This is a genomic window from Qipengyuania sp. JC766 (assembly GCF_040717445.1).
Taxonomy (GTDB): domain Bacteria; phylum Pseudomonadota; class Alphaproteobacteria; order Sphingomonadales; family Sphingomonadaceae; genus JC766.
The window spans coordinates 526,610-549,654 of the sequence record NZ_JBFEFL010000001.1 but is presented as its reverse complement, the minus strand read 5'-3'; the positions used below and the strand labels follow the sequence as shown (position 1 = coordinate 549,654).

Here is a 23,045-nt window from a genome sequence, read left to right as displayed (position 1 = left end):
CTACCCGGCGCGCATTGCCAGCGCGGTCCGGTTGGCGACATCGGTGACCAGCGCGGCCCAGCGCGCCTGCTCCGCCTCCGTCCCGATCAGGTCCTGCCTGATCTCGATGGTCAGATAGGGGCGGCCATGCGCCTCGGCATGGCGGTCCATCGTCGCATTCAGCTGCTTGCCGGAATAGGGCTCGTTGTCGCCGACATTCAGCCCTTCCTCGCCGAACAGGCGGATGGCGTGGCGCGCGGCGCGGTCGTCCGAATTGTAGAGCAACGCGACTTCCCAGGGCCGTTGCTCCGCGCTCGTTTCCAGCTTCGGCGTAAAGCTGTGCAGCGCGACGATCAGTTCGGGGCGCGCATCGTCCAGCCAGCGGGCGAGCGCTTCGTGATAGGGCCGGTGATAGGTCGCCAGCCGCCGTTCCAGGTTGGCGCCGATATTGCCCGGGATCAGGTGCCCGTCGCTGCTGGAAGGGACCACGGCCGCCTCGTCCTCGCGTCGGTGGAAATCGCACACCAGCCGGCTGACCGTGGCGATGTGGGCGGGGATGGCGTGGCGGCGCGCCATGCGCTCGGCAATGCCCTCCACCCCGATGTCCCAGGCGATATGCGCATCGAGCAGCGCGGGCGCGATGCCCAGTTCCACATCGTCCGGCACCTGGTTCGATGCATGGTCGGCCACGCACACAATGCCGCCCGGCGCGGGTTCGCCGACCTGTCGGTAGGGCAATCCGTACATCATGGCCTCAGCCTTCCCTGCAATTGCCACCAGCCGGGCCTGTCGCGCGCCAGTCGCGCGGCCGCCCGGTCCAGTGCGTCCGTCGAAGAATAGAGGGCGAAACACGTCGCCCCCGAACCGGACATACGGGCGAGCCATGGATCGGTTTCACGCAAGGCATCCAGGACCTGCGCGATTTCGGGCTGCAGGCCGATGGCGGGCGCTTCCAAATCGTTGCGTCCGGCGAGCGCGATCTCGCGCACCGATCCGGTCGGCAGCGGCCCGCGGTCGGCCCCGTCCCAAGCGGCGAAGACCGGTCCGGTGGACAGCGGCAGGCGCGGGTTGACCAGCAGGACGGGGGTATCCGCAAGGTCGCTTGCGACCGGTTCCAGTTCCGTGCCCGTGCCGCGCCCGATGCAGGTCACGCTTTCCACGCAGGCCGGCACATCCGCGCCCAGCGATGCGGCGCGGTCCCGCCAGTCGTCCGGCAGGCCGTGCAGGTCGCGCACGATCCGGAACACCGCGCCCGCATCGGCCGATCCGCCACCCAGCCCCGCCGCGACCGGCAGGGTCTTTTCCAGCAGGATCGACAGCCCGCCGGGCCGTGGAAGCTTGCCCAGCGCCCGCGTCACGAGATTGGCGAAGGGATCGCCGGCCTCCTGTCCGAATTCGCCCGTGGTGCGCAGCGTATCGGCCGGCGCCGGACTGGCGGAAAGAGTGTCGCCTTGATCGACAAAGGCGAACAGCGTTTCGAGCGCATGGTAACCGTCCTCCCGCCGCGAACGGACGTGGAGCGCGAGATTGATCTTGGCGTAAGCGGTTTCTCTGGCAGCCATCGCCCGCGCGATAGCCCGGTCCGCCGCCCCTGTCTCCCGTTCGCTGTTCTCGGGAAAAAGCGCGCCGTATTTCGGCAAAAAGGCAAATTGGCAGATCGCTGCCCTTGCGATGCAAACCACGAAGTATTAGCTGCAATGATACATTGTAACATTACGTAGTTGGAACTCCCTTGCCCGCACTTCTCGAACAGATTGCCGCCCTGTCCTCCGATCCAGATGTCCTGCACGACATCCGCCAGCCGGATTGCAATCTCGCTGTCTGGACCCGCGAGCCGCTGGCCGGGATAGGCGATTTGCTCGGCGGGTCGCAAACCAATATCCGCCTGACCACCCGCGCCGACGAGGTGCCGGACCAGATCCGGACGGAACTCGACCGCGCAGCCTATCCTTCCGGTGCCGTGCGCGATGCCCTCATCGCCGACATCGCCGGTCTCGGGCGTCGCTATGCCGCGATCCTCGACCTGGCAGAGATCGAACTGCGGCTGGAAATCGTCACGACCGATTCCTGCCGGAAGTGGCATGCCGATTATGTGAGCGCGCGCCTCATCACGACCTATTGCGGCCAGGGGACGCAGTGGCTGGACGCTCGGGATGCCGCGCGCGTTCGCGACGGGTGCGACCCGGTCCGTCCGCGCGCGCTCGCGACCGGCGATGTGGGCCTGTTCAAGGGCCGGCTGGCAACCGAGCATCCCGCGATCCATCGTTCTCCGCCGATCGCGGGGACTGGCGAGAAGCGCCTGCTGCTGGTCCTGAACCCTGCCGGGGAAGGCTGACATGGCATCCGAAGCCACGCTCGATCGCGCCGCCGCGGCGCTCAGCCTCGCCTGCATCGCGCATTGCATCGCCCTGCCGATCCTGGCGGCCGCCCTGCCCTTCATGGCCGCCTTCGCGCATGCCGAGTGGGTCCACTGGGTGCTGGCGCCGACCGCCGTCGTCGCATCGGTCACGGTGATGGTCCGCGCCCATGGCGCGCGTACCGCCGGCTTCGTCGTCCCGGCGACGCTGGGCATGGTGCTGGTTACGGGCGCGCTGTTCGCGGAGCGTTTCGGAATCGGCGAAACGGTACCGACCGTCGCCGGCGGCATCCTGATCGCCGGGGCGCATCTCTACCGCCTGTTGCGGCACCGCTGAAACCGGCGGCGCCGCAACGCGCGGCCTACATGTTCGGGTAGTTCGGCCCGCCCCCGCCTTCCGGCGTCACCCAGTTGATGTTCTGGTTGGGGTCCTTGATGTCGCAGGTCTTGCAGTGGATGCAGTTCTGCGCGTTGATCACGAATTCGGGCTTGCCCTCCTCGACGCCGACCCATTCGTAGACGCCGACCGGGCAATAACGGGTCGAGGGACCGGCATAGACTTCCAGTTCGCTTTCGCGCTGGAGGTCGCGGTCGAGCACTTTCAGGTGCTTGGGCTGGTCCTCGGCGTGGTTGGTGAAGCTGAACGCGGTGGAGGTCAGCCGGTCGAAGGTCAGTTCGCCGTCGGGCTTGGGATAGATGATCGGGTCGTACAGGTCGGCCCGCTGCAGGTGCTTGTAGTCCGGCGTGTGCTTCATGCCGCCCCAGAAGGCGATGCCCAGCGTGCGGGCCCACATGTCCATGCCGGCCACGATCGTGCCGATGTCCCCGCCGAACTTGGCGACCGCGGGCTGCGCGTTCTGGACCTTCTTCAGTTCCTTGGCGATCCAGCTGTCGCGCACCGCCGCGTCGTATTCCATCAGCTCGGTCTTCTCGTGCCCGTCGGCGATCGCCTTGGCGACGCTTTCGGCGGCCAGCATCCCGCTCTTCATGGCGGTATGGCTGCCCTTGATGCGGGGCACGTTCACGAAGCCCGCGGCGCAGCCGATCAGCGCGCCGCCCGGGAAGGCCAGCTTGGGCACGCTTTGCCAACCGCCTTCGTTGATCGCGCGTCCGCCATAGGCCACGCGCTTGCCACCTTCGAGATAGTGGCGGATTTCCGGGTGGGTCTTCCACCGCTGGAATTCCTGGAACGGCGAGATGTAGGGGTTGGCGTAGTCGAGCGCGGTGACGAAGCCGATCGCGACCTGATTGTTCGCCTGGTGATAGAGGAAGCCGCCGCCCCAGGTATCGTTGTCGAGCGGCCAGCCCTGCGTGTGGATGACCCGGCCCGGCACGTGCTTGGCAGGGTCGATATCCCACAGCTCCTTGATGCCCAGGCCATAGACCTGCGGCTGGCAGTCCGCTTCCAGGTCGAAGGTCTTCTTTAGCTGCTTGGTCAGGCTGCCGCGCGCGCCTTCGGCCAGCAGCGTGTACTTGGCGTGGATCTCCATGCCCGGCTGGTAGTCGGGCTTGTGGCTGCCATCCTCGGCAACGCCCATGTCGCCGGTGATGACGCCGGACACGGCGCCGCTCTCGTCGAACATGACCTCCGCGGCCGGGAAGCCGGGGAACACCATCACGCCCAGTTCCTCCGCCTTCTCGCCCATCCAGCGGGCAAGGTTGGCGAGCGAGCCGGTGTAGCAGCCCTTGTTGGACATGAAGGGCGGCAGGGCGACGTGCGGCACCGGGAACTTGCCGTTCTTGCGCAGGATCCAGTGCCAGTTGTCGGTCACTTCCACCTCGGCCATCGGGCAGTCCTGCTCGCGCCAGTCGGGGATCAGCTCGTCCAGCGCCTTGGGATCGACCACCGCGCCCGACAGGATATGCGCGCCGATCTCGCTGCCCTTTTCGAGCACGACGACTTCCAGCTCCTCGCTGATCTGCTTGAGCCGGATCGCCGCGGCCAGTCCGGCCACGCCCCCACCGACGATGACAACATCGCAGGGCATCGATTCACGTTCGCTCATGGCGGGCTATCCTTATTCGAAAACGGGACAAAAGCTTTGCAAAAGCCTTGATTGCTGGACCCCGCGAGGTCAAGAGCAGGCGGGTGACGGATATGGGTCCCGCCAGCACGCTCGCCGAAGATTTCGAAGCCGCGCTCGACTGGTGGCAGGACGCGGGCGTCACCCACGATTTCGCCGACGACGCTACGGCGTGGCTGGCGCAGCCGGAGGACGAAACCGGCCCCGATGCGCAGCCCGGCGCGCCGCCGCCCCCGCTGCCCAAGCCGCCGCCCCCTCCGCAAAGAAAATTGGGCGGTCCGCCAGCGGGATGGCCCGCGCAGCTGCCGGCGTTTCGGGAATGGTGGCTCACCGAAAAGTCGCTCGACGAAGGGGGCACCTTCCCCCGCCTGCCCTCGCGGGGGGATGAGGGCGCGAAGCTGCTGGTGCTGGTGCCCGAACCGGAAGAGGACGATACCGATCGCCTGCTGTCCGGCACGGGCGGGCGGATGGTGGACCGGTTCCTCGCCGCGGCGGGCATGGCGCAGGAGGAGACGGCCTTCGCCGCGATCCTGCCGCGCCACACGCCGATGGCGGACTGGGACGAGCTGCGCGCGGCGGGCGTGGCGGACCTGCTGGCGCATCACGTCGCGCTTCTGGCGCCGGCGCGCATCCTCGCTTTCGGGCGGATCGCTTCGCCGCTTCTGGGACACGAATCGACGCAAGACGCTCCGCTCCTGCCGCAATTTAACCATGGAGACAGGAGCTTGCCTGTCATGGTCGAGGCCTCCCTGCCCGAACTGCTGCGTTCGCCGGGCAGGCGGAAGAGACTGTGGCAGCGGTGGCTTGACTGGACGGGACCCTGATCGATGAAAACCATGCGTATCGCGATGGCACTGGCGGCAGCGCCGCTCGCCCTCACCATACTTGCACCTGCGGCCTCGGCCGACACCGCCGCCCAGTATTTCCGCGACCGCATGCAGAGCCCCTCCGTCCCCGAGGTCCTGACGGACGAGGAGGAGGCCTTTTACCGCCTCGTGTTCCAGGCGCTCGACAACGGATCGTGGGACGAGGCGCGCCGCCTGCTCGACAGCCGGCCGGCCGGCGCGTTGCACCAGGTTGCGTGGGCGGAACTTTATCTCGACCCGAACAGCCCGGCGACGCAGGCGGAGGACATCCGCAAGTGGTTCAGCGCAGGCGGCGAGCTGCCGCAGGCCGAACAGCTGCAATCGCTGGGTGCCAAGCGCGGGCTGGTCGCCAGCTACAATACGCCGCGCGCGCAGAACTTCGTCAGCCAGCCCTACGCCTCCAAGCGCATCCTGCCGCGCCCCTCGCGCGACGGGACCATGCCGGACAGCATCAGCAACGCCATCCTCGACCGGATCAAGAACGACGATCCGGACGGCGCGCGCGTGCTGCTCGACGGGATCGACGCGACGCTGGGCAGCGAGGCGCGCGCCGAATGGCGCCAGCGCGTCGCCTGGAGCTACTACATCGAGAATTACGACGCCGCCGCGCTCGCCATGGCGCAGACGGTCAAGGCGGGTTCCGGCCCGTGGGTCGCGGAAGGGGACTGGGTCGCCGGCCTCGCCGCATGGCGGCTGGACGATTGCGAGACCGCCTCCGCCGCGTTCGAGCGTTCCGCCATGGGCGCGGAGAACGTCGAGCTGATGGCCGCCGCCCGATACTGGGCCGCCCGCGCGCACACACGCTGCCGCCGCCCGGAAAAGGTCGCCGAACAGCTGCGCGGCGCGGCGCTGGCGGACCAAACGCTCTACGGCATGCTCGCGCGCGAACAGCTGGGGCAGGAACTGTCGGACGAGAACCGCCCGGTCGATTTCACGCAGGACGACTGGCGCCAGCTGCAGGGCCAGAGCAATGTGCGCGCCGCGATCGCGCTCAACCAAATCGGGGAGGACGGGCTCGCGGACGAAGTGCTGCGCCACCAGGCCCGGATCGGCGATCCTTCGCAATACCAGGCGCTCAGCCGCCTCGCGCGCGAGCTTGGCCTGCCCAGCACTCAGCTGTGGATGGCGCATAATGCCCCCGTCGGCACCAGTTCCGAACCCACCCTGCGCTATCCCGCCCCGCGCTGGGAGCCGGTCAATGGCTGGCAGGTCGATCCCGCGCTCGCCTATGCCCACGCGCTGCAGGAATCGAACTTCCGCGCCGCCGTGGTCAGCCCGGCGGGCGCGCGCGGGCTGATGCAGATCATGCCCGCCGCCGCGCGCGACCACCAGGGGCGCCTCGGCATCACCGGCACCGCGCGCAACCTGTCCAAGCCCGCGGTCAACCTCGCCTTCGGGCAGGAACACCTGAACATGCTGCGCTCGAGCCACCAGACCGAGGGCAAGCTGCCCAAGATCATGGCGGCCTACAATGCCGGCCTGTCGCCCATCGGGCGGTGGAACAGCGAAGTGCGCGACATGGACGACCCGCTGCTCTACATGGAAAGCATCCCCTACTGGGAGACGCGCGGCTACGTCGCGATCGTGATGCGCAATTACTGGATGTACCAGCGCCAGGCCAAGGCGCGCTCCGCCAGCCGCCGCGCGCTGGCAGAGGGCCAGTGGCCGCAATTCCCCTCCATGTCGCCGGTCCGCACCGCACAGGCGGAATAAGGGCAGGCGGAACAGGAGCGACCGGCATGGCGATCGATCCGGACCTGCCCTTCGTCCCCGTGACCATCGCGCTGCTGACCGTGTCGGACACGCGCGGCCCGGCGGAGGACACCTCGGGCGACATCCTGGCGCAGCGGATCGAAGCGGCGGGCCACGTCCTCGCGACGCGCGAGATCAGCCGAGACGATGCGGAGGAAATTGCCGCCCATCTCCACCGCTGGATCGACGACGAGGCGATCGACGTGGTCATCACAACCGGCGGCACCGGCCTGACCGGGCGCGACGTCACGCCCGAGGCGCTCGACCGGATCAAGAGCAAGGACATTCCCGGCTTCGGCGAACTGTTCCGCTGGCTGAGCTACCGGACCATCGGCACCAGCACGGTGCAGAGCCGCGCCTGCGCGGTGGTGGCGCGCGGCACATACGTCTTCGCCCTGCCCGGCTCCAACGGGGCGGTGAAGGACGGCTGGGACGGCATCCTCGCCGAACAGCTCGACAGCCGCAACCGCCCCTGCAACTTCGTCCAGCTCATCCCCCGGCTGCGGGAGTAGCGGGCGGAGCGCTTTCGCGTATCTACAGCCTGTCGCGTCATTCGAAATCGAAGACAGCCCGTACGCTTCAATAGAAAGTATGACCGCGATTGTCCGGTCTGAAAGCCTGGATGAGCGCCGACTGGACTACCTCTTCGGCTTCGAGATCCAGCTTCGCCACGCCATTCCGCAGCCATCCGGTTTGGCGATCCAGATTGGCGGAGACGCTGGCGAATGCCTTTTGTGCGGCAATCGACGGATCGGAAGCGAGCACGAACCGGTGGCAGTAAAAGCCTTCCGGTTGGCTCACGTCGCTGTCCGATCCTGCCATCGGAACGGACCATTGCAGTTGGCCGTGGACCAATACCCAGAAGCAACGCATCCTTCCCATCCTTATCCTTCTACCCGACGGGGTGAACAGCCCCTGCAACTTCGTCCAGCTCATGCCACGGCTGCGGGAGTAGTGACGGTTTTTAAGTGGTGGGTTTGTTTGGAATGGGCCGGGAAGCGGACTGGCAGATTAGCGCCAAAAAACGCAGTTATTGTTTGATTGTCTTAAGGTGATAAAACTTTCGAATGGCTACGAAAAAATGTGTCGCATTATTCGCGATGATCCTGCTTGGGTGTGACAAAGATGCAGGAGATGCAGCGCAATCGGCCGCTTCGTCAGCTCAGTGTTCTGAACCTATACCGGGATGGCGGGAGCCAGGAGAGCTAGGACATCACGAAGTCGTAGTTTTTTTCACTGCGGATGCCGAAGGGCGGTTGCAGTCAACGCTCGATGTCAGACGAAGGAAAAGCACTGGGCGTCTCATACGGGCTAGTGAGAGGGATCGGTTTTTCGAAGAGCTTTCATCTTTAAGGCCGGAGCCCCTAGTAGTTCTTCACCCGAGTCCGCAAGCGTCATGCGCGACGATAAACAAGATTAGACAACAGATGTCCTCGAACTTGGACTGCGATTCCGGTCGATGCGGAGAAGGCGCAGGTTGGACCTATTTTGGGGTGCCTGAGGCTGCGGACTAGAACGGACAGCCTTGCGGCCGATGACCGCTAGCTCTCGGATGACAATGAAATGCGAATGACCGCAATGGGGTCGTAAGCTGACGGACGCCCTCTCATCATCTCCCGCCCCCACCAAACCGCTGTCCTACACCGGCTTTCGTGCATAATACCCCCGATTCGCGAATTTCCATGAGGAGACGCGGATCGTGCTTCATACATCCCTGCCGGCCACCGGGCCGGACCCCCAAACACACTCCGTTCCCGCAACCATAACCCCGCCGGCGCGCGGGTGGACGGCGGCGCGCAAGGCGCGGTTCCTGGACCGGCTGGCGCAGCGCGGGAATGCGCGCGATGCCTGCCGCGCGGTCGGGCTGTCGGCGGAAGCCGCCTATCGCCTGCGCCGGCGCGATCCGCTGTTCGCGCGCGGCTGGGCCGCGGCGCTGCTGCTGGCGCGCGAGAACGCGACGCAGGTGCTGGCCGAACGCGCGATCGACGGGGTGGAGGAGCCGGTCTGGTTCCGCGGCGAGGAAGTCGGCACGCGCGTCCGGTACGACACGCGCCTGCTGCTCGCCCACCTTGCCCGGCTGGACGCGCTGGCGGACGAGGCGGCGGCTGGCGAGGATGCGGGCCGGTTCGACGAGCTGGTCGCCAGCGTCGCGCAAGGCACGCCGATGGCGCCCGACCGCGAGACATTCGCCCGGACGGTGGCGAAGGAGACCGCGCGCGAGTTCCGCCAGGCCGAGTTCACCGTGCGCATGGACCGCATCGAAAATCGCGGCGCGGACGGCTCCGGCGGGGACGGCGAGCCATGCGACGAGTACGAGGACGAGGATTTCGAGGAGGACGACCGGGCCCTGCGCGCCGAAAGCCGCGCCGTGGAAGCGGAGGTCTACGGCCTGAGCCTCTCCGACTGGGACCGGGATCGCGTGCGCGAGATGCAAGCCGTGGACGCCTGGTGCGACGCGCCCGTCGCGCCGCCCGCCCCCGGACTGCCCGGCGCGCCGCCCGTCCCGGCCCTGCCCCTGGCGGCCCGTTCCGCCGATCCGGAGCCGCGCGCATTCCGCCCCAGGACCCTGTCAACTGTGTCAACTCCGGCGCTGGCTGGCCTGCCCGTGCGGACCGACGGCCTCGACGCGGGCGGGTTCGATTACGGCGCGCTGCTGCCCGTCGATAGTCCGCGGCGCGAGCGACTCCGGGATGCGCGCCCCGCCATGCGCAAGCGGCGGAGCAGGCGGCGATAGATTGCACTCGCGCCGCGCATCTGTTCCGGTTATGTTCCGCCTATGGAACGCAAGCACGAGTCGCCCATATCCGGCCGCGGCGCGCAATCGGGCGCGGTGCCCACGCGCTTCGGCCTCGCCTCCCGCGAGCTCGACGGCGACTGGCGCGACCACATGGAAGCGCTCGATGGCAAGCCGCCCAAGTTGCGCACCCATGTAACGGAGGAACGGCCCCGCTCCATCCTCAGCTTCAACCAGTCGCCCGACATCGCCTTCGACCGGTCGATCAACGCCTATCGCGGGTGCGAGCACGGCTGCGTCTATTGCTTCGCGCGGCCCACCCATGCCTATCACGACCTGTCGCCGGGGCTGGATTTCGAAACGCAGCTGTTCGCCAAGCCCGAAGCGGCGGAGCTGCTGCGCAAGACGCTGGCGAAGCCGCGCTACCAGGTCCGGCCGATCGCGATGGGGACCAACACCGATCCCTACCAGCCGATAGAGCGGCGGTATCGCATCACGCGGCAGGTGCTGGAGGTCTGCCTGGAAACCCGCCACCCGGTCACCATCACGACCAAGTCGGACCGGGTGCTGGACGATATCGACCTGCTGGCACAGCTGGCGGAGCGCGGGCTGGTCGCGGTGGCGATTTCGGTCACCTCGCTCGATCCGAAGCTGTCGGGAAAGCTCGAACCGCGCGCAGCTGCGCCGGCCAAGCGTATGGCAGCGCTGGGAAAACTGGCGGCGGCGGGCGTCCCGGTCCACTGTTCCATCGCGCCGATCATCCCGGCCGTGACGGACGAGTTCATGGAAGACATCGTGGCGCAGGCGGGCGCGCTGGGCGTCGGGTCGGCGGGCTGGATCCCGCTGCGCCTGCCGCACGAGGTCGCGCCGCTGTTCCGCGAATGGCTGGACGTCCACTTCCCCGACCGGGCGGGCAAGGTGATGGCCATCGTCCGGTCGATCCGCGGCGGGCGGGACAACGATCCCGACTTCTTCAGCCGCCTGAAGCCTACCGGCGTGTGGGCCGACCTGTTCCGCAGCCGCTTCCGCATCGCCTGCAGGCGGGCCGGCATCGGGCAACCCGGTTTCACGCTCGACTGCACGCAATTCCGCCCGCCCGAACTGGGCGGTCAGCTGAGGTTGTTTTAAGGCCTGCTACCGGGTTGACCGGCGCCGGGCCATTTGCAAGGCGGTCGATGAAACCACGGAGATCCCGAATGAAATTCCCCCTCGCCCTGATCCTGTCCGCCGCGCTCGGCCTGCCGCTGGCCGCGACGGCGCACGCCCAGTCGACCGATGCCCAGACCCTGTCGGCCCGGCCCTACGATCCGGGCGCGCGGATGCTCGATTTCGACGGGGTGGACGGCGCGGCGGTGCTGGCGCAGCTGGTCATCCAGACGGAGAGCCGGCAGGGCCCGCTGCAGGTCGTGCGCCTGCCCAACAATCTGCGCGCCGGCCTGCTGTACGAGGATTGCGACGCCACCGGCACCGGCTGCAGCGGCCTGCGCAGCTTCGCCAGCTGGGTCCGTCCGCAGGCGATCCCGGCCGAGGCGATGGGCGGCCTCGTCAACCGGTTCAACAGCCGCGCGGGCTTCGCCACCGCCTATTACAACGAACTGGACGACCAGCTGTACCTGTCGCGCACCATGTCGGCGGCGGGCGGCATCAGCCAGCAATCCTACGCCGACGAACTGAACCGCTTCGTGCAGGCCAGCAGCCAGTTCGACCGCTACCTGCTGGACCTGTCGAACCAGGCGGCCGCGGCGCAGGCCCCGGCCGACGCGTCCCCGCAGGAATAGGTCTCAGCCGAAGCCCCCGCCGCCCCCGCTCTCGCCCGGGCTGAACCGGATGAGGCGGCTGTCTGCCAGCGCGGCGGTCCGGTTGACGACCGCCTTCTGGTATTCGGGGTCCTTGATCATCTCGAAGAAGGCCGCGGCGTCGGGATACTGCGCCACGAAGCCGTTGTGCCATGCGCGCTCGTCCGGCCCGGTGACCATCGTCTGGAAGACGCCGCGCCACACGATCGTGCCGCCCACCCGGCTGAAGATCGGGCCGCTGGTGCGCCCGTATTCCTGGTAGGCGCGCCGCCCGGTCCAGCCCTTGTCCGCATGCTCGTGCCCGTCCGGATAGGCCGCGTGGTCGCGGTAGAGGACGAGGTTGAGCATGTGGATCGGCTCGTCGCGCGGCAGGGCCTTGAACGCTTCGAAATTGGCGGGCGACGGATCGATATAGGTTGTCATGGCTGGGTCCTCATTCGGGCAGGCGATAGTCGGAGAACCGCTCGCGCAGGTCCTTCTTGCTGATCTTGCCGGTGGCGGTGTGCGGGATGTCGTCCACGAACTCGACCGCGTCGGGCAGCCACCACTTGGCGACCTTGTCCGACAGGAAGCCGATGATGCCCTTGTCGTCGCACTCCTCGCCGTCCTTCTTCACCACGAACAGCACCGGGCGCTCGTCCCACTTGGGATGCGCCATGCCGATGCAGGCCGCTTCCGCCACGGCCGGGTGGCCGCAGGCGGCGTTCTCCAGCTCGACCGAGCTGATCCACTCGCCGCCGGACTTGATCACGTCCTTGGTCCGGTCGGTCAGCTGCAGCGTGCCGTCGGGATGCAGCATGCCGACATCGCCGGTGTCGAACCAGCCGTCCGCATCGACCGCGTCCTCGTCCGCCTTGAAATACCGCTTCACCACCCACGGCCCGCGAATCTGCAGCGCCCCGCTGGTTTCCCCGTCGCGCGGCAGGACCTTGCTGCGATCGTCGAGATCGACCGTGCGCAGTTCCACTCCGAAGATCGCGCGTCCCTGCTTCATGGTCTTGGCGACCTTCTCCTCGAAGCTGAGCTCGTCCCAGTCGGCGGTCGGGCCGCCCACCGTGCCGATCGGGCTGGTCTCGGTCATGCCCCAGGCGTGCTGGACGCGCGTGCCGTTCTTCATCAGCCGTTCGATCATGAACCTGGGCGCGGCGGACCCGCCGATCGTCGCCGTGCGCAGCTTGGGCAGGTCGATGCCCTCCTTGTCGCAATACTGGAAATGGGCCAGCCAGACCGTCGGCACGCCCGCGCTGTCGGTCACTTCCTCGCGCTTCATCAGCATGTCGAGGACCGCGGGGTCGTTGACCGCGCTGAAGACGAATTTCAGCCCCGCCATCGCGCCGGCATAGGGCAGGCCCCAGCTGGCGGCGTGGAACATGGGCACCACCGGCAGGAAGACCGCCGCCGCGGTGCAGTTGAGCGCGCTCGGCTGCATGCCGGCCATCGCGTGCAGGATGGTGGAGCGGTGCTCGTACTGCACGCCCTTGGGATTGCCGGTGGTCCCGCTGGTGTAGCAGATCATGCACGGGTCGCGCTCGTCGCCCTGCACCCATTCGTACTCGCCGTCCTGCTCGCCGATCCAGTCCTCGAAGGCGGTGGCGTGCTCTCCGGAATCGAAGCAGATGTAATGCTCCACTCCGGGCCAGCGATCGCGCATCTTGTCGACGATCGGCTGGAACATCGCGTCGTAGATCAGGACACGATCCTCCGCGTGGTTCACGATGTATTCCAGCTGGTCCTCGAACAGGCGCGGGTTCACCGTGTGCAGCACGCCGCCCATCCCCGCGACGCCGAACCAGCTGACCAGGTGGCGCGAATGGTTCATCGCCAGCGTCGCGACCTTGTCCCCCTTCTTCAGGCCCATCGCTTCCAGCGCCTGCGCCATCTTCAGTGCGTCGCGCCGGATGCCGGCCCAGTCGGTGCGCGTCTCGCTACCGTCCGCCCAGTAGGTCACGATCTCGCGCGATCCGCTTTCGCGCGCCGCGTGGTCGATCACGTGGGTCACGCGCATCGTCCAGTCCTGCATTGCTCCGGGCATGGCCATCCTCTCCATTCGTTGTTTTGTGAAACTCATGCCCGTGCTTGCGCTGCATTTCAATCGGGCTAAGCGGTGGCGGCATGGAGTGGGTCCAGGATGCCAAGGCCGGGCTGCAGGCGATCAGCACGCTCGAGCGGGACGCGCTGCACATCTACATCGCGCTCGCCATTCACCTGACCGCGTGCTGGGTCTTCCGCCTCAAGCTGCGCGACGTCTGGCCGTGGATCATCGTGCTGGCGATGACCCTGACGGGGGAGAGCGTGGACCTGCGCAATAGCTTGCTGACGCAGGGCGACCGGGCCTGGCAGAACAGCTTCCACGACCTCTGGAACACGATGGTGCTGCCCACGGTCCTGCTGCTGGTCGCGCGCTTCACGACGCTGTTCGCGCCCGAGGACGAAGGCGCGTCCGGGGAACTGGCGGAGACCTCAGGCGACGAGGCGTAGGTTCGCCCGTCCGCCCTGCCGGCGCAGCGCGACGGACGCGATCCCCTCGACCAGTTCCAGCCGCTCGGCCAGGTCGCCGTCGAGAGCGAAATCCCGGCCGAGCCGGATTTCCGGCTCGATCGCCTGGCCGGTCTTCAGCCGCACGCGCACCTCGCCATAGCCCGCGGGCCCGGGCGACAGCTCCATGCGCAAATCCTCCAGCGCGGCCGGGTCGGTCACGTCCATCGTCAGCAACATGCGCGATCCGCCAGTCACTTCGGATAAGGGCCGCGCGCCGCGCACGGTGATGCGCGGCGGCTCGTCGGGGCTCGGCGAGTCCAGTTCGACATTCAGCAGCACGCAGGTCGCATCCTGCGCCCACTGCTGGAATTGCGGGACCAGCGATTCCTCGAAACAGGCGGCGCTGAACTGGCCGGTCGCATCGGAGAAATCGGCCCGCACGAAGTCCTTGCCGCGCCGCGTGCGGCCCTTGTTCACGCCTTCCACCATGGCCGCCATGACGGCGGGCTGGCGGCCACCCGGCGGGGCGCCGCTTTCCATCAGGCTCTGGTAGGAGCGCGCGCCGTTGGCGGACGCGACCGGCCAGTGCTGCTGCACCGGATGGGCGCTGAAATAGAAGCCGAAGAATTCCCGCTCCTTCGCCATGCGTTCCGGGCGGGACCATTCATCGGTGTCCTTAAGGCGCAGCCCGGCGACCGCGCTGTCCTCCCCGCCGAAAAGACCCGCCTGCCCGCTCTCGCGTTCGCGGCTCGCCGCGTCGGCCACGGCGAGGAGCGTGTCGATATTGGCGAACAGCTTCGCCCGGTTGGGTTCCAGCCGGTCCAGCGCGCCCGCGCAGACCAGCCCTTCCAGCTGGCGCGAGTTCATCGAACCCTTGGGCACCCGCTCGAACAGCTGCTGGAGGTTCTCGAACCAGCCCGCCTTCTCGCGCTCCGCCACCAGCGCTTCCATCGCCTTTTCGCCGACATTGCGGATACCCGCCAGTGCATAGCGCACGGCGAAGCCCTCGTCCGTGCTCTCGACGGTGAACTCGGCTTCGGAGCGGTTGATGTCGGGCGGTGCCACCTCGATCCCGTGGCGGCGCGCATCGTCCACGAACAGCGCCAGCTTTTCCGACTGGTGCATGTCGAAGCACATCGACGCGGCGTAGAATTCCTCCGGGTAATGCGCCTTCAGCCAAGCCGTCTGGTAGGCCAGCAGGGCATAGGCTGCGGCGTGGCTCTTGTTGAAGCCGTAGCCGGCGAACTTGTCGATCAAGTCGAACAGCTCGTTCGCCTTCTTCTTCTCGATCCCGCTGACGTCCGCGCAGCCCTGGACGAAGCGCAGCCGCTGCGCGTCCATTTCGGCCTGGATCTTCTTGCCCATCGCGCGGCGCAGGAGGTCCGCATCGCCGAGCGAATATCCAGCCAGGATCTGCGCGGCCTGCATCACCTGTTCCTGGTAGACGAAGATGCCGTAGGTTTCCTCGAGTATCCCCTCCAGCTTGGGATGCGGATACTCGATCTCGACCTCGCCCGCCTTGCGCTTTCCGAACAGCGGGATGTTGTCCATCGGACCCGGCCGGTAGAGCGAGACGAGCGCGATGATGTCCTCGAACTTGGTCGGCTTCACCGCCGTCAGCGTGCGCCGCATGCCTTCCGATTCCAGCTGGAAGACACCCACCGTGTTGCCCGCCTTCATCAGGTCGTAGACGGCGGGATCGTCCCACGGCAGCGCGCCGAGGTCGATCTCGACGCCCCGACCCTCCAGCAGGTCGACGGCCTTGCGCAGCACGGACAGGGTCTTGAGGCCGAGGAAGTCGAACTTGACCAGCCCGCTCGATTCCACATGCTTCATGTCGAACTGCGTCACCGGCATGTCCGAGCGCGGATCGCGGTAGAGCGGCACCAGCTTTTCCAGCGGACGGTCGCCGATCACAACGCCCGCCGCATGGGTGGAGGAATTGCGCGGGAAGCCTTCCAGCTGCATCGCCAGGTCCACCAGCCGCTTCACGTCGTTGTCGTTCTGGTATTCGGCCCGGAAATCGGCCGCCCCGTTCAGCGCGCGCGGCAGGGTCCACGGGTCGGTGGGATGGTTCGGGACCATCTTGGTCAGCCGGTCCACCTGGCCGTAAGGCATTTGCAGGATACGCCCGCAATCGCGCAGCACGGCACGTGCCTTCAGCTTGCCGAAGGTGATGATCTGCGCCACGTGATCGTGACCGTATTTCTCCTGCACGTAGCGGATGACTTCGCCCCGCCGCGTTTCACAGAAGTCGATGTCGAAGTCCGGCATGGAAACGCGTTCGGGATTGAGGAAGCGTTCGAACAGCAGGCCGAGCCGGATGGGGTCGAGGTCTGTAATCGTCAGCGCCCACGCCACGAGCGAGCCCGCGCCCGATCCGCGGCCCGGCCCCACGGGAATGCCTTGGTCCTTGGCCCACTTGATGAAGTCGGCAACGATCAGGAAGTAGCCCGGGAAACCCATATTGACGATGATCTCGACCTCGTAGTCGAGCCGGTCGAAATAGGTCTTGCGGTCCGCGTCGGACAGGTCCTCGTACGGCTCCAGCCGCGCTTCCAGCCCCTTGCGCGCATCCTCGGCAAGCATCCGGGCCTCGCCTTCGAGGTCCCCTGCGAGGCTGGGCAGGATCGGCGCGCGCGACGGCGGGGCATAGGCGCAGCGACGTGCGACAACCAGGGTGTTCTGCGTCGCTTCGGGCAGATCCTCGAACACCTCTTCCATCATCCGGTGCGACATGACGAAGGACCGGTCGTTGGACCGCGGGCGGTCTTCGGTGGCGATATAGGTAGAATTGGCGATGCACAGCATGGCGTCGTGCGCCTTGTGCATATGCGGCTCGGCGAAGTTGGCGGGGTTGGTCGCCACCAGCGGAATGTCGCGATCGTAGGCGAGGTCGATCAGGCCCTCCTCGGCGCGCTGCTCCACCTCGTTGCCGCGCCGGGCCAGCTCGACATAGAGCCGGTCCGGAAACAGCGCCTGCAGGCGATCGAGCAGGGCTTCGGCGTGTGGGCGCTGCCCTTCGGCGAGCAGGCGCGTCAGCGCACCCTCGCTCGCACCGGTCAGCGCGATCAGCCCGTCCGTCCTGCCTTCCAGGTCCGCAAGCGCGACATGCGGTTCCAGTTCCAGCGGCCGCGCCAAGTGCGCCCGGCTGACGAGGCTGCACAGATTGTCGTACCCCGCTTCGTCCTGCGCGTAGAGCGGGAGGTAGTCGACCTGCTGGCCGTCCGCGTCGCGCGCCACGCCCAGCAGCGTGCCGATGATCGGCTGGACCCCTTCCTCGAAGCAGGCCTTGGCGAACATGACCGCTCCGTAGAGCCCGTTGCGGTCCGCCAGTGCGATCGCCGGAAAGCCCCGCTCCTTCGCGAGCTTCGCCATGCCCTTGGGCTCGATCGCGCCTTCCAGCATCGAATAGGAAGAGAGGACGCGAAGGGGTACGAAGGGGGCGAGCGGCATGATCCGAATATGCCTATCCCGGGCGGATTCGCCAAGCCGGCGCGGCGCGCGTTCCCCGGCCGCGTGTCAGTCCTCCGCCATCGGGACTTCGGCCCTGGCCGCCGCGATCTTCCGGCGGGTATCACGGATCTGCGACCACGCCCCGTAGGCGATCAGCGCCGCCAGGAAGATCCAGACCCAGACCGGAATGTCCTGACCGAAGATGGCGAGGTAGAGATAGGCCGAGACGAAGAAGAACCCCGCCAACATGGCGGGCAGCGTGGTCGATCGCCCGGCGCGCGCCCGCTTCACCAGCCAGGCAATAGAAGCGAGGAAGAACGGTATCGCGCCGACATAGATCGCGCCGAAGATGTAGGGGTTCACGTTGTACTGCGCGCCGAGGCCCAGCACCCACTCGTTGATCGACTCCAGCATGTCCCTCTCCCCGGTCCGGCTCGCCCGACCGCGAGGTCAGAGAAGCGTCTCGATATCCGCCGCGATCCGTTCCGGCGTGTCCTGCGGCGCGAAGCGTTTCACGGCCTTGCCGTCGCGGTCGATCAGGAACTTGGTGAAATTCCACTTGATCGCCCTGGAACCCATGAGGCCGGGCGCTTCCGCCTTCATCCAGTCGAACAGCGGACTCGCATTGTCGCCGTTCACGTCGACCTTCTTCATCAGCGGGAAGGTCACTCCGAAATTGACCTCGCAAAAGGATGCGATGTCCTCTTCGGAACCGGGCTCCTGCGAACCGAACTGGTTGCAAGGGAAGGCGATCACTTCGAAGCCCTTGTCGCCATAGCGGCGGTACAATTCTTCCAGCCCCTTGTATTGCGGCGTGAAACCGCACTTGCTCGCCGTGTTCACGACCAGCAGCACCTTGCCCCGCTTCTGCGCCAGGTCCAGCGTCTCACCGTTCGGCAGCGTGGCGGTGAAATCCGCGATTGTCGTCACGGCGCCTATCCGGCCGGGAAGTCGGGGTGTTGCGAAAGGGCGGCCACTTCGGCGGCGTGATATTCGCGGTCGCCCGCTTTTTCGATGTAGTATTTCGCGCGGTCTTCTTCCGGCAGCATCATCATATGGCGGATGATCTCGGCGAAGGTCCCGTCGCGTAGGCCCTTGGCGGAATCGAACACGCCATCGCCGTCGTCGGTTCGATGGAGGGAGGCGCGGTCGTCCCACTGGACGGAGCCGCTATGGGCTTGGCCGGCGCGGTAGGTACTCGGATGGTCGGTCATGTCAGCTATCCCTTTCGTCAGGCCAACGCGCGGAGACCCGGGAGTTTCCTATTCCAGCACGCCTTCGTGCAGGCGCACCACGCGGTCCATCTTCGCGGCAAGGCGCTCGTTGTGAGTTGCGACCAGCGCCGCGCTGCCCTCGCCCCGCACGAGTTCGAGGAACTGGGCAAGGACCCGCTCGGACGTGTTCTCGTCGAGATTGCCGGTCGGCTCGTCCGCCAGCACCAGGTTCGGCCTGTTGGCAAGCGCGCGGGCCACGGCCACGCGCTGCTGCTCGCCGCCTGAAAGCTGGCTCGGCCGGTGCGTCAGGCGCCCGGAAAGCCCCAGGCTGCCGAGCAGTTCCTCTGCCCGCACCTGCGCCTGTTCCCGGCGAGTTCCGACGACGAGCTGCGGCAGCATCACATTCTCCACCGCCGTAAAGTCGGGCAGCAGGTGATGGAACTGGTACACGAAGCCCAGGTGATCACGGCGGACCTGCGTCCGCTCGCTCGCATCGAGCGCGCTGGCATCGGTACCGGCAATGGCGATGCCGCCGCCGAAGCCGCCTTCCAGCAGGCCGACCGCCTGGAGCAGCGTGGATTTGCCGGAGCCCGAGGGACCAAGCAGGGCGACGATTTCCCCCTGCCCGACGGACAGGTTGACGCCGCGCAGGACGTCGATGCGCACGCCGCCCTGCTCGAACGAGCGGGTCAGGCCCTGCAGATGGACGACGGCCTCACTCATAACGCAGGACCTGTACCGGATCGGTGCTGGAGGCCTTGAGGGCCGGATAAAGGGTGGCGAGGAAGCTGAGGATCAGGGCCAGCGCCACGATGCCCACGACTTCCCACGGATCGACGCGCGACGGCAGTTCGGTCAGTATGCGCACTTCGGGATCCCACAATTGCTGCCCCGTCAGGAAGGCGATCGCACCGGTGATCTCCTGCCGGAAGAAGAGGATCACGAAACCGAGCACCAGGCCGGACGCCGCGCCGATCGCACCGACGGTAAAGCCGGTACTGACGAATATCTTCAGCAGGTTGCGCCGGGTCGCCCCCATCGTTCGCATGATGGCGATGTCCCGGGTCTTCGCGCGCACCAGCATGACCAGCGATGACAGGATGTTGAACGCGGCCACCACGACGATCATCGACAGGGCGAAGAACATGGCGACCCGTTCGACCTCGAGCGCCTCGAAGATGGAGGAGTTGATCTCCTTCCACGTGCGCACCACCGCGCCGCCGCTCAGCTGCTCCGCCACCGGTGCGAGGATCTGGTCCACCCGGTCCGCATCCTCGGTCGTGACCTCGATCATCCCGATCGTGTCGCCGCGAAGCAGCAGCGTCTGCGCATCGGGTATCGGCATGATGACGAAGGCCTGGTCGAATTCGTAGACACCGGTCTCGAAAATCGCGGCGATCTCGTAGCCGACCTGTCGCGGGACCGTGCCAAACGGTGTCGTCCTGCCCTGCGGATTGATGATGGTAATGGTATCGCCGATCTGCGCGCCGAGATTGCGGGCCAGTTGCCCGCCGATCGCGACCCGGCTCTCGCCCGGCCGGATGAGATCGAGATCGCCGACCAGCAATTCGTCCTGCAAACCGGCAATGTCCTCGGCCGTGTTGCCGCGCATGACGATACCGTCGACCCTCCCGTCGAGGCTCGCCAGCAAAGGCTGCTCGATCAGGGGCGAGGCATCGACGACGCCCGGCGTCGCCCTGATGTCTTCCAGCGTCTGTTCCCAGTCGCGCAGGTCGTCGCCATAGGCCTGCACGATGGCGTGCCCGTTCAGGCCGACGATGCGGTCTAGAAGCTCGCCGCGGAACCCGTTCATGACGCTCATGACGACCACGAGCAGCGCGACGGACAGCATGACGACCACCACGCTGATGCCCGCGACGAGCGCGATGAAGGCCTCGCTCCTGCCCGGCAGCAGATAGCGCTTCGCGATGGTCCATTCGAATTGGGAGAGGATCAAGAGGTTCTGCCACCGGTTCGGTTGATCGGATGCGGCCCGTCTAGGCAGGCTTTCCTGTCGCCGCAATGAAATCTGCAAATACCGCCGGATCGCGCACGCTGTCCTTGTAATCGGGCGGTAACATCGCCATTGAGCAGGCCACACGCGAAGCTGGCGGACGAGCAAACGCGATCATGAATTTCACACATCCCTTTCGTGACGAAGACGGCGACAAGCTGCGCGAGGAATGCGGGGTCTTCGGAGCCATCGGCACGAAGGACGCCTCGGCAGTCACCGCTCTCGGTCTCCACGCCCTGCAGCATCGCGGGCAGGAAGCGGCCGGCATCTCGAGCTTCGACGGAACGAACTTTTTCACCCGGCGCGGTCTCGGCCACGTGGTCGACAATTTCTCGGGCGAGGACGCGCTTGCCGAACTGCCCGGCTTCATGGCGGCGGGTCACGTCCGGTATTCGACCACGGGCGGTGCGGGCCTGCGCAACGTGCAGCCTCTCCATGCGGACCTTGCCAGCGGCGGCTTCGCGGTCGCGCATAACGGCAACATCTCCAATGCGCAGACCTTGCGCGAGGACCTGGTCAAGCGCGGCGCGATCTTCCAGTCCACCTCGGATACGGAAGTCATTATCCACTTGGTCGCGACCAGCCGGTACCCGACGCTGATCGACCGGTTCGTGGACGCACTGCGCCTGGTCGAAGGCGCCTATTCGCTGATCGTGATGACGCCGGAAGGCATGATCGCCTGCCGCGATCCGCTCGGCATCCGGCCGCTGGTGATGGGCCGGATGGGCGATGCCGTGCTGTTCGCCAGCGAAAGCGTCGCGTTCGACGTCGCCGGTGCGGAATTTATCCGCCAGGTCGAGCCGGGCGAACTCGTCCAAGTCGATCACGACGGGGAAATCCGGTCGATGCATCCCTTCGGCAAGCATCCTTCGCGCCCATGCATCTTCGAGCATGTCTATTTCAGTCGGCCGGATTCGGTGTTCGACGGACGCAGCGTCTACGCCGCGCGCAAGGCGATCGGGGAACAGCTGGCGATCGAGGCGCCGTGCGATGTCGATCTCGTCATCCCCGTGCCCGACAGCGGCGTGCCCGCGGCGATCGGCTACGCGCAGCAATCGGGACTGCCGTTCGAACTCGGCATCATCCGCAGCCACTATGTCGGCCGGACGTTCATCCAGCCCTCCGACAGCGCACGCCATTCCGGCGTGCGGCGCAAGCACAATGCCAATCGCGGCCTCGTCGAAGGCAAGAAGATCGTCCTGATCGACGATTCCATCGTGCGCGGCACGACCAGCATGAAGATCGTCGAGATGATGCGCGATGCCGGGGCAAGCGAAGTGCATTTCCGCGTGGCCAGCCCGCCGACCGCGCATAGCTGCTTCTACGGCGTCGACACGCCGGAACGGAACAAGCTGCTCGCCGCGCAGATGGATCTCGAGCCGATGCGCCAGTTCATCAAGGCGGACAGTCTCGCCTTCGTCTCGATCGACGGTCTCTACCGCGCCGTCGGCAGCGAGCCGCGTGATCCCAAGTGCCCGCAATATTGCGACGCCTGTTTCACGGGCGATTATCCCACGTCGCTGACCGACCTCACCCGGCGGGAAGACGAGGCGGCACAACTTCCTTTCGACAAGGTCGCGTGATGGGCAACGACAAGCCGTTCGACGGCCAGCTAGCCCTCGTCACCGGGGCCAGCAAGGGTATCGGTGCCGCCACGGCCAAGGCTCTGGCTGCGAAGGGCGCGCACGTGATCCTGACGGCGAGAACCGACAGCGCGCTGGAAGCGGTGGAGGACGAGATCCATGCGGCGGGCGGGTCCGCCACGATCGCCCCGCTGGACCTGTCGGACAAGGACGGGGTGGCGCGGCTCTCCGCCGCCATATCGGGCCGCTGGGATACGCTCGACATGCTCGTGATCTCCGCCGCCTACCTGCCCGCCCTCGGGCCGGTTACGCAGATCGATCCCAAGGACTTCAACAAGGCGATCACGATCAACCTGCTCGCCACGCAGGCTCTTCTGGCCGCGTTCGATCCGATGCTGAAGCGCAGCGAGAATGCGAGGGTCGTCGGCCTCACCAGTTCGGTCGGTTCGGACCCGCGTCCCTTCTGGTCCGCCTACGCATCGACCAAGGCCGCGTTCGACAACGTCCTGCAGAGCTACGCGCAGGAAGTCGCCAGGATTGGAAACATCCGCGTCGCCATCGTAGATCCGGGCGCGACCCGCACCGACATGCGCGAGAAAGCCTTCCCCGGCGAAGACCCGCAGACGCTCAAGACGCCGGACGTGGTGGCAGACCGGATCGCCTCCCTTATGGCCGGCGATTTCGTGACCGGGCATCGAGAACGCGTGGGCTGAATCCCTAATCCCGGCGGGGAATTCGTTAACCAGCCTCCCCAACCGCTTTTTTACCGCAATTGGCGATTCTTCGCGTGACG

23 protein-coding genes are annotated in these 23,045 nt (G+C 66.7%); 11 read left to right on the top strand and 12 right to left on the bottom strand.

Features of this window, described 5'->3' with window-relative positions; all coding sequences use genetic code 11:
• Positions 1-729 carry an N-formylglutamate amidohydrolase gene (locus tag AB1K63_RS02705; protein ID WP_366958390.1) on the bottom strand — a complete coding sequence of 243 codons (729 nt, stop codon included), beginning with the start codon at positions 727-729 and terminating at the stop codon, positions 1-3.
• Positions 726-1,541, bottom strand: coding sequence for a 4-(cytidine 5'-diphospho)-2-C-methyl-D-erythritol kinase (locus AB1K63_RS02700; protein ID WP_366958389.1), 816 nt, complete (start codon positions 1,539-1,541; stop codon positions 726-728). The genes AB1K63_RS02705 and AB1K63_RS02700 overlap by 4 nt, the downstream gene beginning before the upstream one ends.
• A gap of 170 nt (positions 1,542-1,711) precedes the next feature.
• Between AB1K63_RS02700 and AB1K63_RS02695 the strand changes: the two genes are divergently transcribed.
• Together AB1K63_RS02695 and AB1K63_RS02690 are read left to right on the top strand one after the other, a co-directional pair.
• Positions 1,712-2,314 carry a DUF1826 domain-containing protein gene (locus AB1K63_RS02695; protein WP_366958388.1) on the top strand — a complete coding sequence of 201 codons (603 nt, stop codon included), beginning with the start codon at positions 1,712-1,714 and terminating at the stop codon, positions 2,312-2,314.
• A gap of 1 nt (position 2,315) precedes the next feature.
• Positions 2,316-2,672: a MerC domain-containing protein gene (locus AB1K63_RS02690; RefSeq protein ID WP_366958387.1), complete on the top strand. Its 357-nt coding sequence runs from the start codon at positions 2,316-2,318 to the stop codon at positions 2,670-2,672.
• Between the two features lie 25 nt (positions 2,673-2,697).
• Here AB1K63_RS02690 and AB1K63_RS02685 read toward each other — a convergent pair whose 3' ends face one another.
• Positions 2,698-4,341: an electron transfer flavoprotein-ubiquinone oxidoreductase gene (locus AB1K63_RS02685; protein ID WP_366958386.1), complete on the bottom strand. Its 1,644-nt coding sequence runs from the start codon at positions 4,339-4,341 to the stop codon at positions 2,698-2,700.
• 47 nt (positions 4,342-4,388) lie between these two features.
• Between AB1K63_RS02685 and AB1K63_RS02680 the strand changes: the two genes are divergently transcribed.
• From AB1K63_RS02680 to moaB, 3 genes are read left to right on the top strand one after another with little or no spacing between them, the layout of a single operon-like run.
• Positions 4,389-5,183 (top strand): hypothetical protein, encoded by a 795-nt coding sequence (locus tag AB1K63_RS02680; protein WP_366958385.1) that lies wholly within the window; start codon positions 4,389-4,391, stop codon positions 5,181-5,183.
• Positions 5,184-5,186: 3 nt separating this feature from the next.
• The gene (locus AB1K63_RS02675) at positions 5,187-6,938 is read left to right on the top strand and encodes a lytic transglycosylase domain-containing protein (RefSeq protein WP_366958384.1); all 1,752 of its coding nucleotides are present in this window, start codon (positions 5,187-5,189) and stop codon (positions 6,936-6,938) included.
• Between the two features lie 26 nt (positions 6,939-6,964).
• Entirely contained in the window at positions 6,965-7,489 is a 525-nt protein-coding gene (gene moaB / locus AB1K63_RS02670; protein WP_366958383.1) for a molybdenum cofactor biosynthesis protein B, read from the top strand.
• A 67-nt stretch (positions 7,490-7,556) separates the two neighbouring features.
• Here the strand turns inward: moaB and AB1K63_RS02665 are convergent, their stop codons facing one another.
• Positions 7,557-7,913, bottom strand: coding sequence for a hypothetical protein (locus tag AB1K63_RS02665; protein WP_366958382.1), 357 nt, complete (start codon positions 7,911-7,913; stop codon positions 7,557-7,559).
• 763 nt (positions 7,914-8,676) lie between these two features.
• On the opposite strand from AB1K63_RS02665, the gene AB1K63_RS02660 reads away from it, so the two are divergent.
• The 3 genes from AB1K63_RS02660 (at position 8,677) to AB1K63_RS02650 (ending at position 11,489) form a co-directional block, all read left to right on the top strand.
• A complete protein-coding gene (locus AB1K63_RS02660) occupies positions 8,677-9,711 on the top strand; it encodes a hypothetical protein (protein ID WP_366958381.1) in 1,035 nt (344 codons plus the stop codon).
• Positions 9,712-9,753: 42 nt separating this feature from the next.
• Positions 9,754-10,839: a PA0069 family radical SAM protein gene (locus tag AB1K63_RS02655; RefSeq protein WP_366958380.1), complete on the top strand. Its 1,086-nt coding sequence runs from the start codon at positions 9,754-9,756 to the stop codon at positions 10,837-10,839.
• Positions 10,840-10,907: 68 nt separating this feature from the next.
• The gene (locus AB1K63_RS02650; RefSeq protein ID WP_366958379.1) at positions 10,908-11,489 is read left to right on the top strand and encodes a YbjN domain-containing protein; all 582 of its coding nucleotides are present in this window, start codon (positions 10,908-10,910) and stop codon (positions 11,487-11,489) included.
• Positions 11,490-11,492: 3 nt separating this feature from the next.
• Here AB1K63_RS02650 and AB1K63_RS02645 read toward each other — a convergent pair whose 3' ends face one another.
• Together AB1K63_RS02645 and AB1K63_RS02640 are read right to left on the bottom strand one after the other, a co-directional pair.
• Positions 11,493-11,930, bottom strand: coding sequence for a DUF1330 domain-containing protein (locus AB1K63_RS02645; protein WP_366958378.1), 438 nt, complete (start codon positions 11,928-11,930; stop codon positions 11,493-11,495).
• 10 nt (positions 11,931-11,940) lie between these two features.
• A complete protein-coding gene (locus AB1K63_RS02640; protein WP_366958377.1) occupies positions 11,941-13,539 on the bottom strand; it encodes a long-chain fatty acid--CoA ligase in 1,599 nt (532 codons plus the stop codon).
• A gap of 80 nt (positions 13,540-13,619) precedes the next feature.
• Between AB1K63_RS02640 and AB1K63_RS02635 the strand changes: the two genes are divergently transcribed.
• The gene (locus tag AB1K63_RS02635) at positions 13,620-13,985 is read left to right on the top strand and encodes a hypothetical protein (RefSeq protein WP_366958376.1); all 366 of its coding nucleotides are present in this window, start codon (positions 13,620-13,622) and stop codon (positions 13,983-13,985) included.
• On the opposite strand, the gene dnaE is transcribed toward AB1K63_RS02635, so the two are convergent.
• The 6 genes from dnaE to AB1K63_RS02605 form a co-directional block, all read right to left on the bottom strand.
• Positions 13,968-17,441, bottom strand: a complete 3,474-nt coding sequence (gene dnaE, locus AB1K63_RS02630) for a DNA polymerase III subunit alpha (protein ID WP_366958375.1) — start codon at positions 17,439-17,441, stop codon at positions 13,968-13,970. The genes AB1K63_RS02635 and dnaE overlap by 18 nt on opposite strands.
• 66 nt (positions 17,442-17,507) lie before the next feature.
• On the bottom strand, positions 17,508-17,855 hold the full coding sequence (locus AB1K63_RS02625) for a hypothetical protein (protein WP_366958374.1): 348 nt from the start codon (positions 17,853-17,855) through the stop codon (positions 17,508-17,510).
• Positions 17,856-17,891: 36 nt separating this feature from the next.
• Complete coding sequence (locus AB1K63_RS02620) at positions 17,892-18,371, bottom strand: glutathione peroxidase (RefSeq protein WP_366958373.1); 480 nt, start codon at positions 18,369-18,371, stop codon at positions 17,892-17,894.
• Positions 18,372-18,376: 5 nt separating this feature from the next.
• Positions 18,377-18,655 (bottom strand): hypothetical protein, encoded by a 279-nt coding sequence (locus AB1K63_RS02615; protein ID WP_366958372.1) that lies wholly within the window; start codon positions 18,653-18,655, stop codon positions 18,377-18,379.
• 48 nt (positions 18,656-18,703) lie between these two features.
• On the bottom strand, positions 18,704-19,378 hold the full coding sequence (locus tag AB1K63_RS02610) for an ABC transporter ATP-binding protein (protein ID WP_366958371.1): 675 nt from the start codon (positions 19,376-19,378) through the stop codon (positions 18,704-18,706).
• On the bottom strand, positions 19,371-20,612 hold the full coding sequence (locus AB1K63_RS02605; RefSeq protein WP_366958370.1) for a lipoprotein-releasing ABC transporter permease subunit: 1,242 nt from the start codon (positions 20,610-20,612) through the stop codon (positions 19,371-19,373). The genes AB1K63_RS02610 and AB1K63_RS02605 overlap by 8 nt, the downstream gene beginning before the upstream one ends.
• 173 nt (positions 20,613-20,785) lie before the next feature.
• Between AB1K63_RS02605 and purF the strand changes: the two genes are divergently transcribed.
• Positions 20,786-22,252, top strand: coding sequence for an amidophosphoribosyltransferase (gene purF / locus AB1K63_RS02600; RefSeq protein ID WP_366958369.1), 1,467 nt, complete (start codon positions 20,786-20,788; stop codon positions 22,250-22,252).
• On the top strand, positions 22,252-22,965 hold the full coding sequence (locus AB1K63_RS02595; RefSeq protein ID WP_366960631.1) for an SDR family NAD(P)-dependent oxidoreductase: 714 nt from the start codon (positions 22,252-22,254) through the stop codon (positions 22,963-22,965). Before purF ends, AB1K63_RS02595 begins: the two co-directional genes overlap by 1 nt.
• Positions 22,966-23,045: the final 80 nt, after the last annotated feature.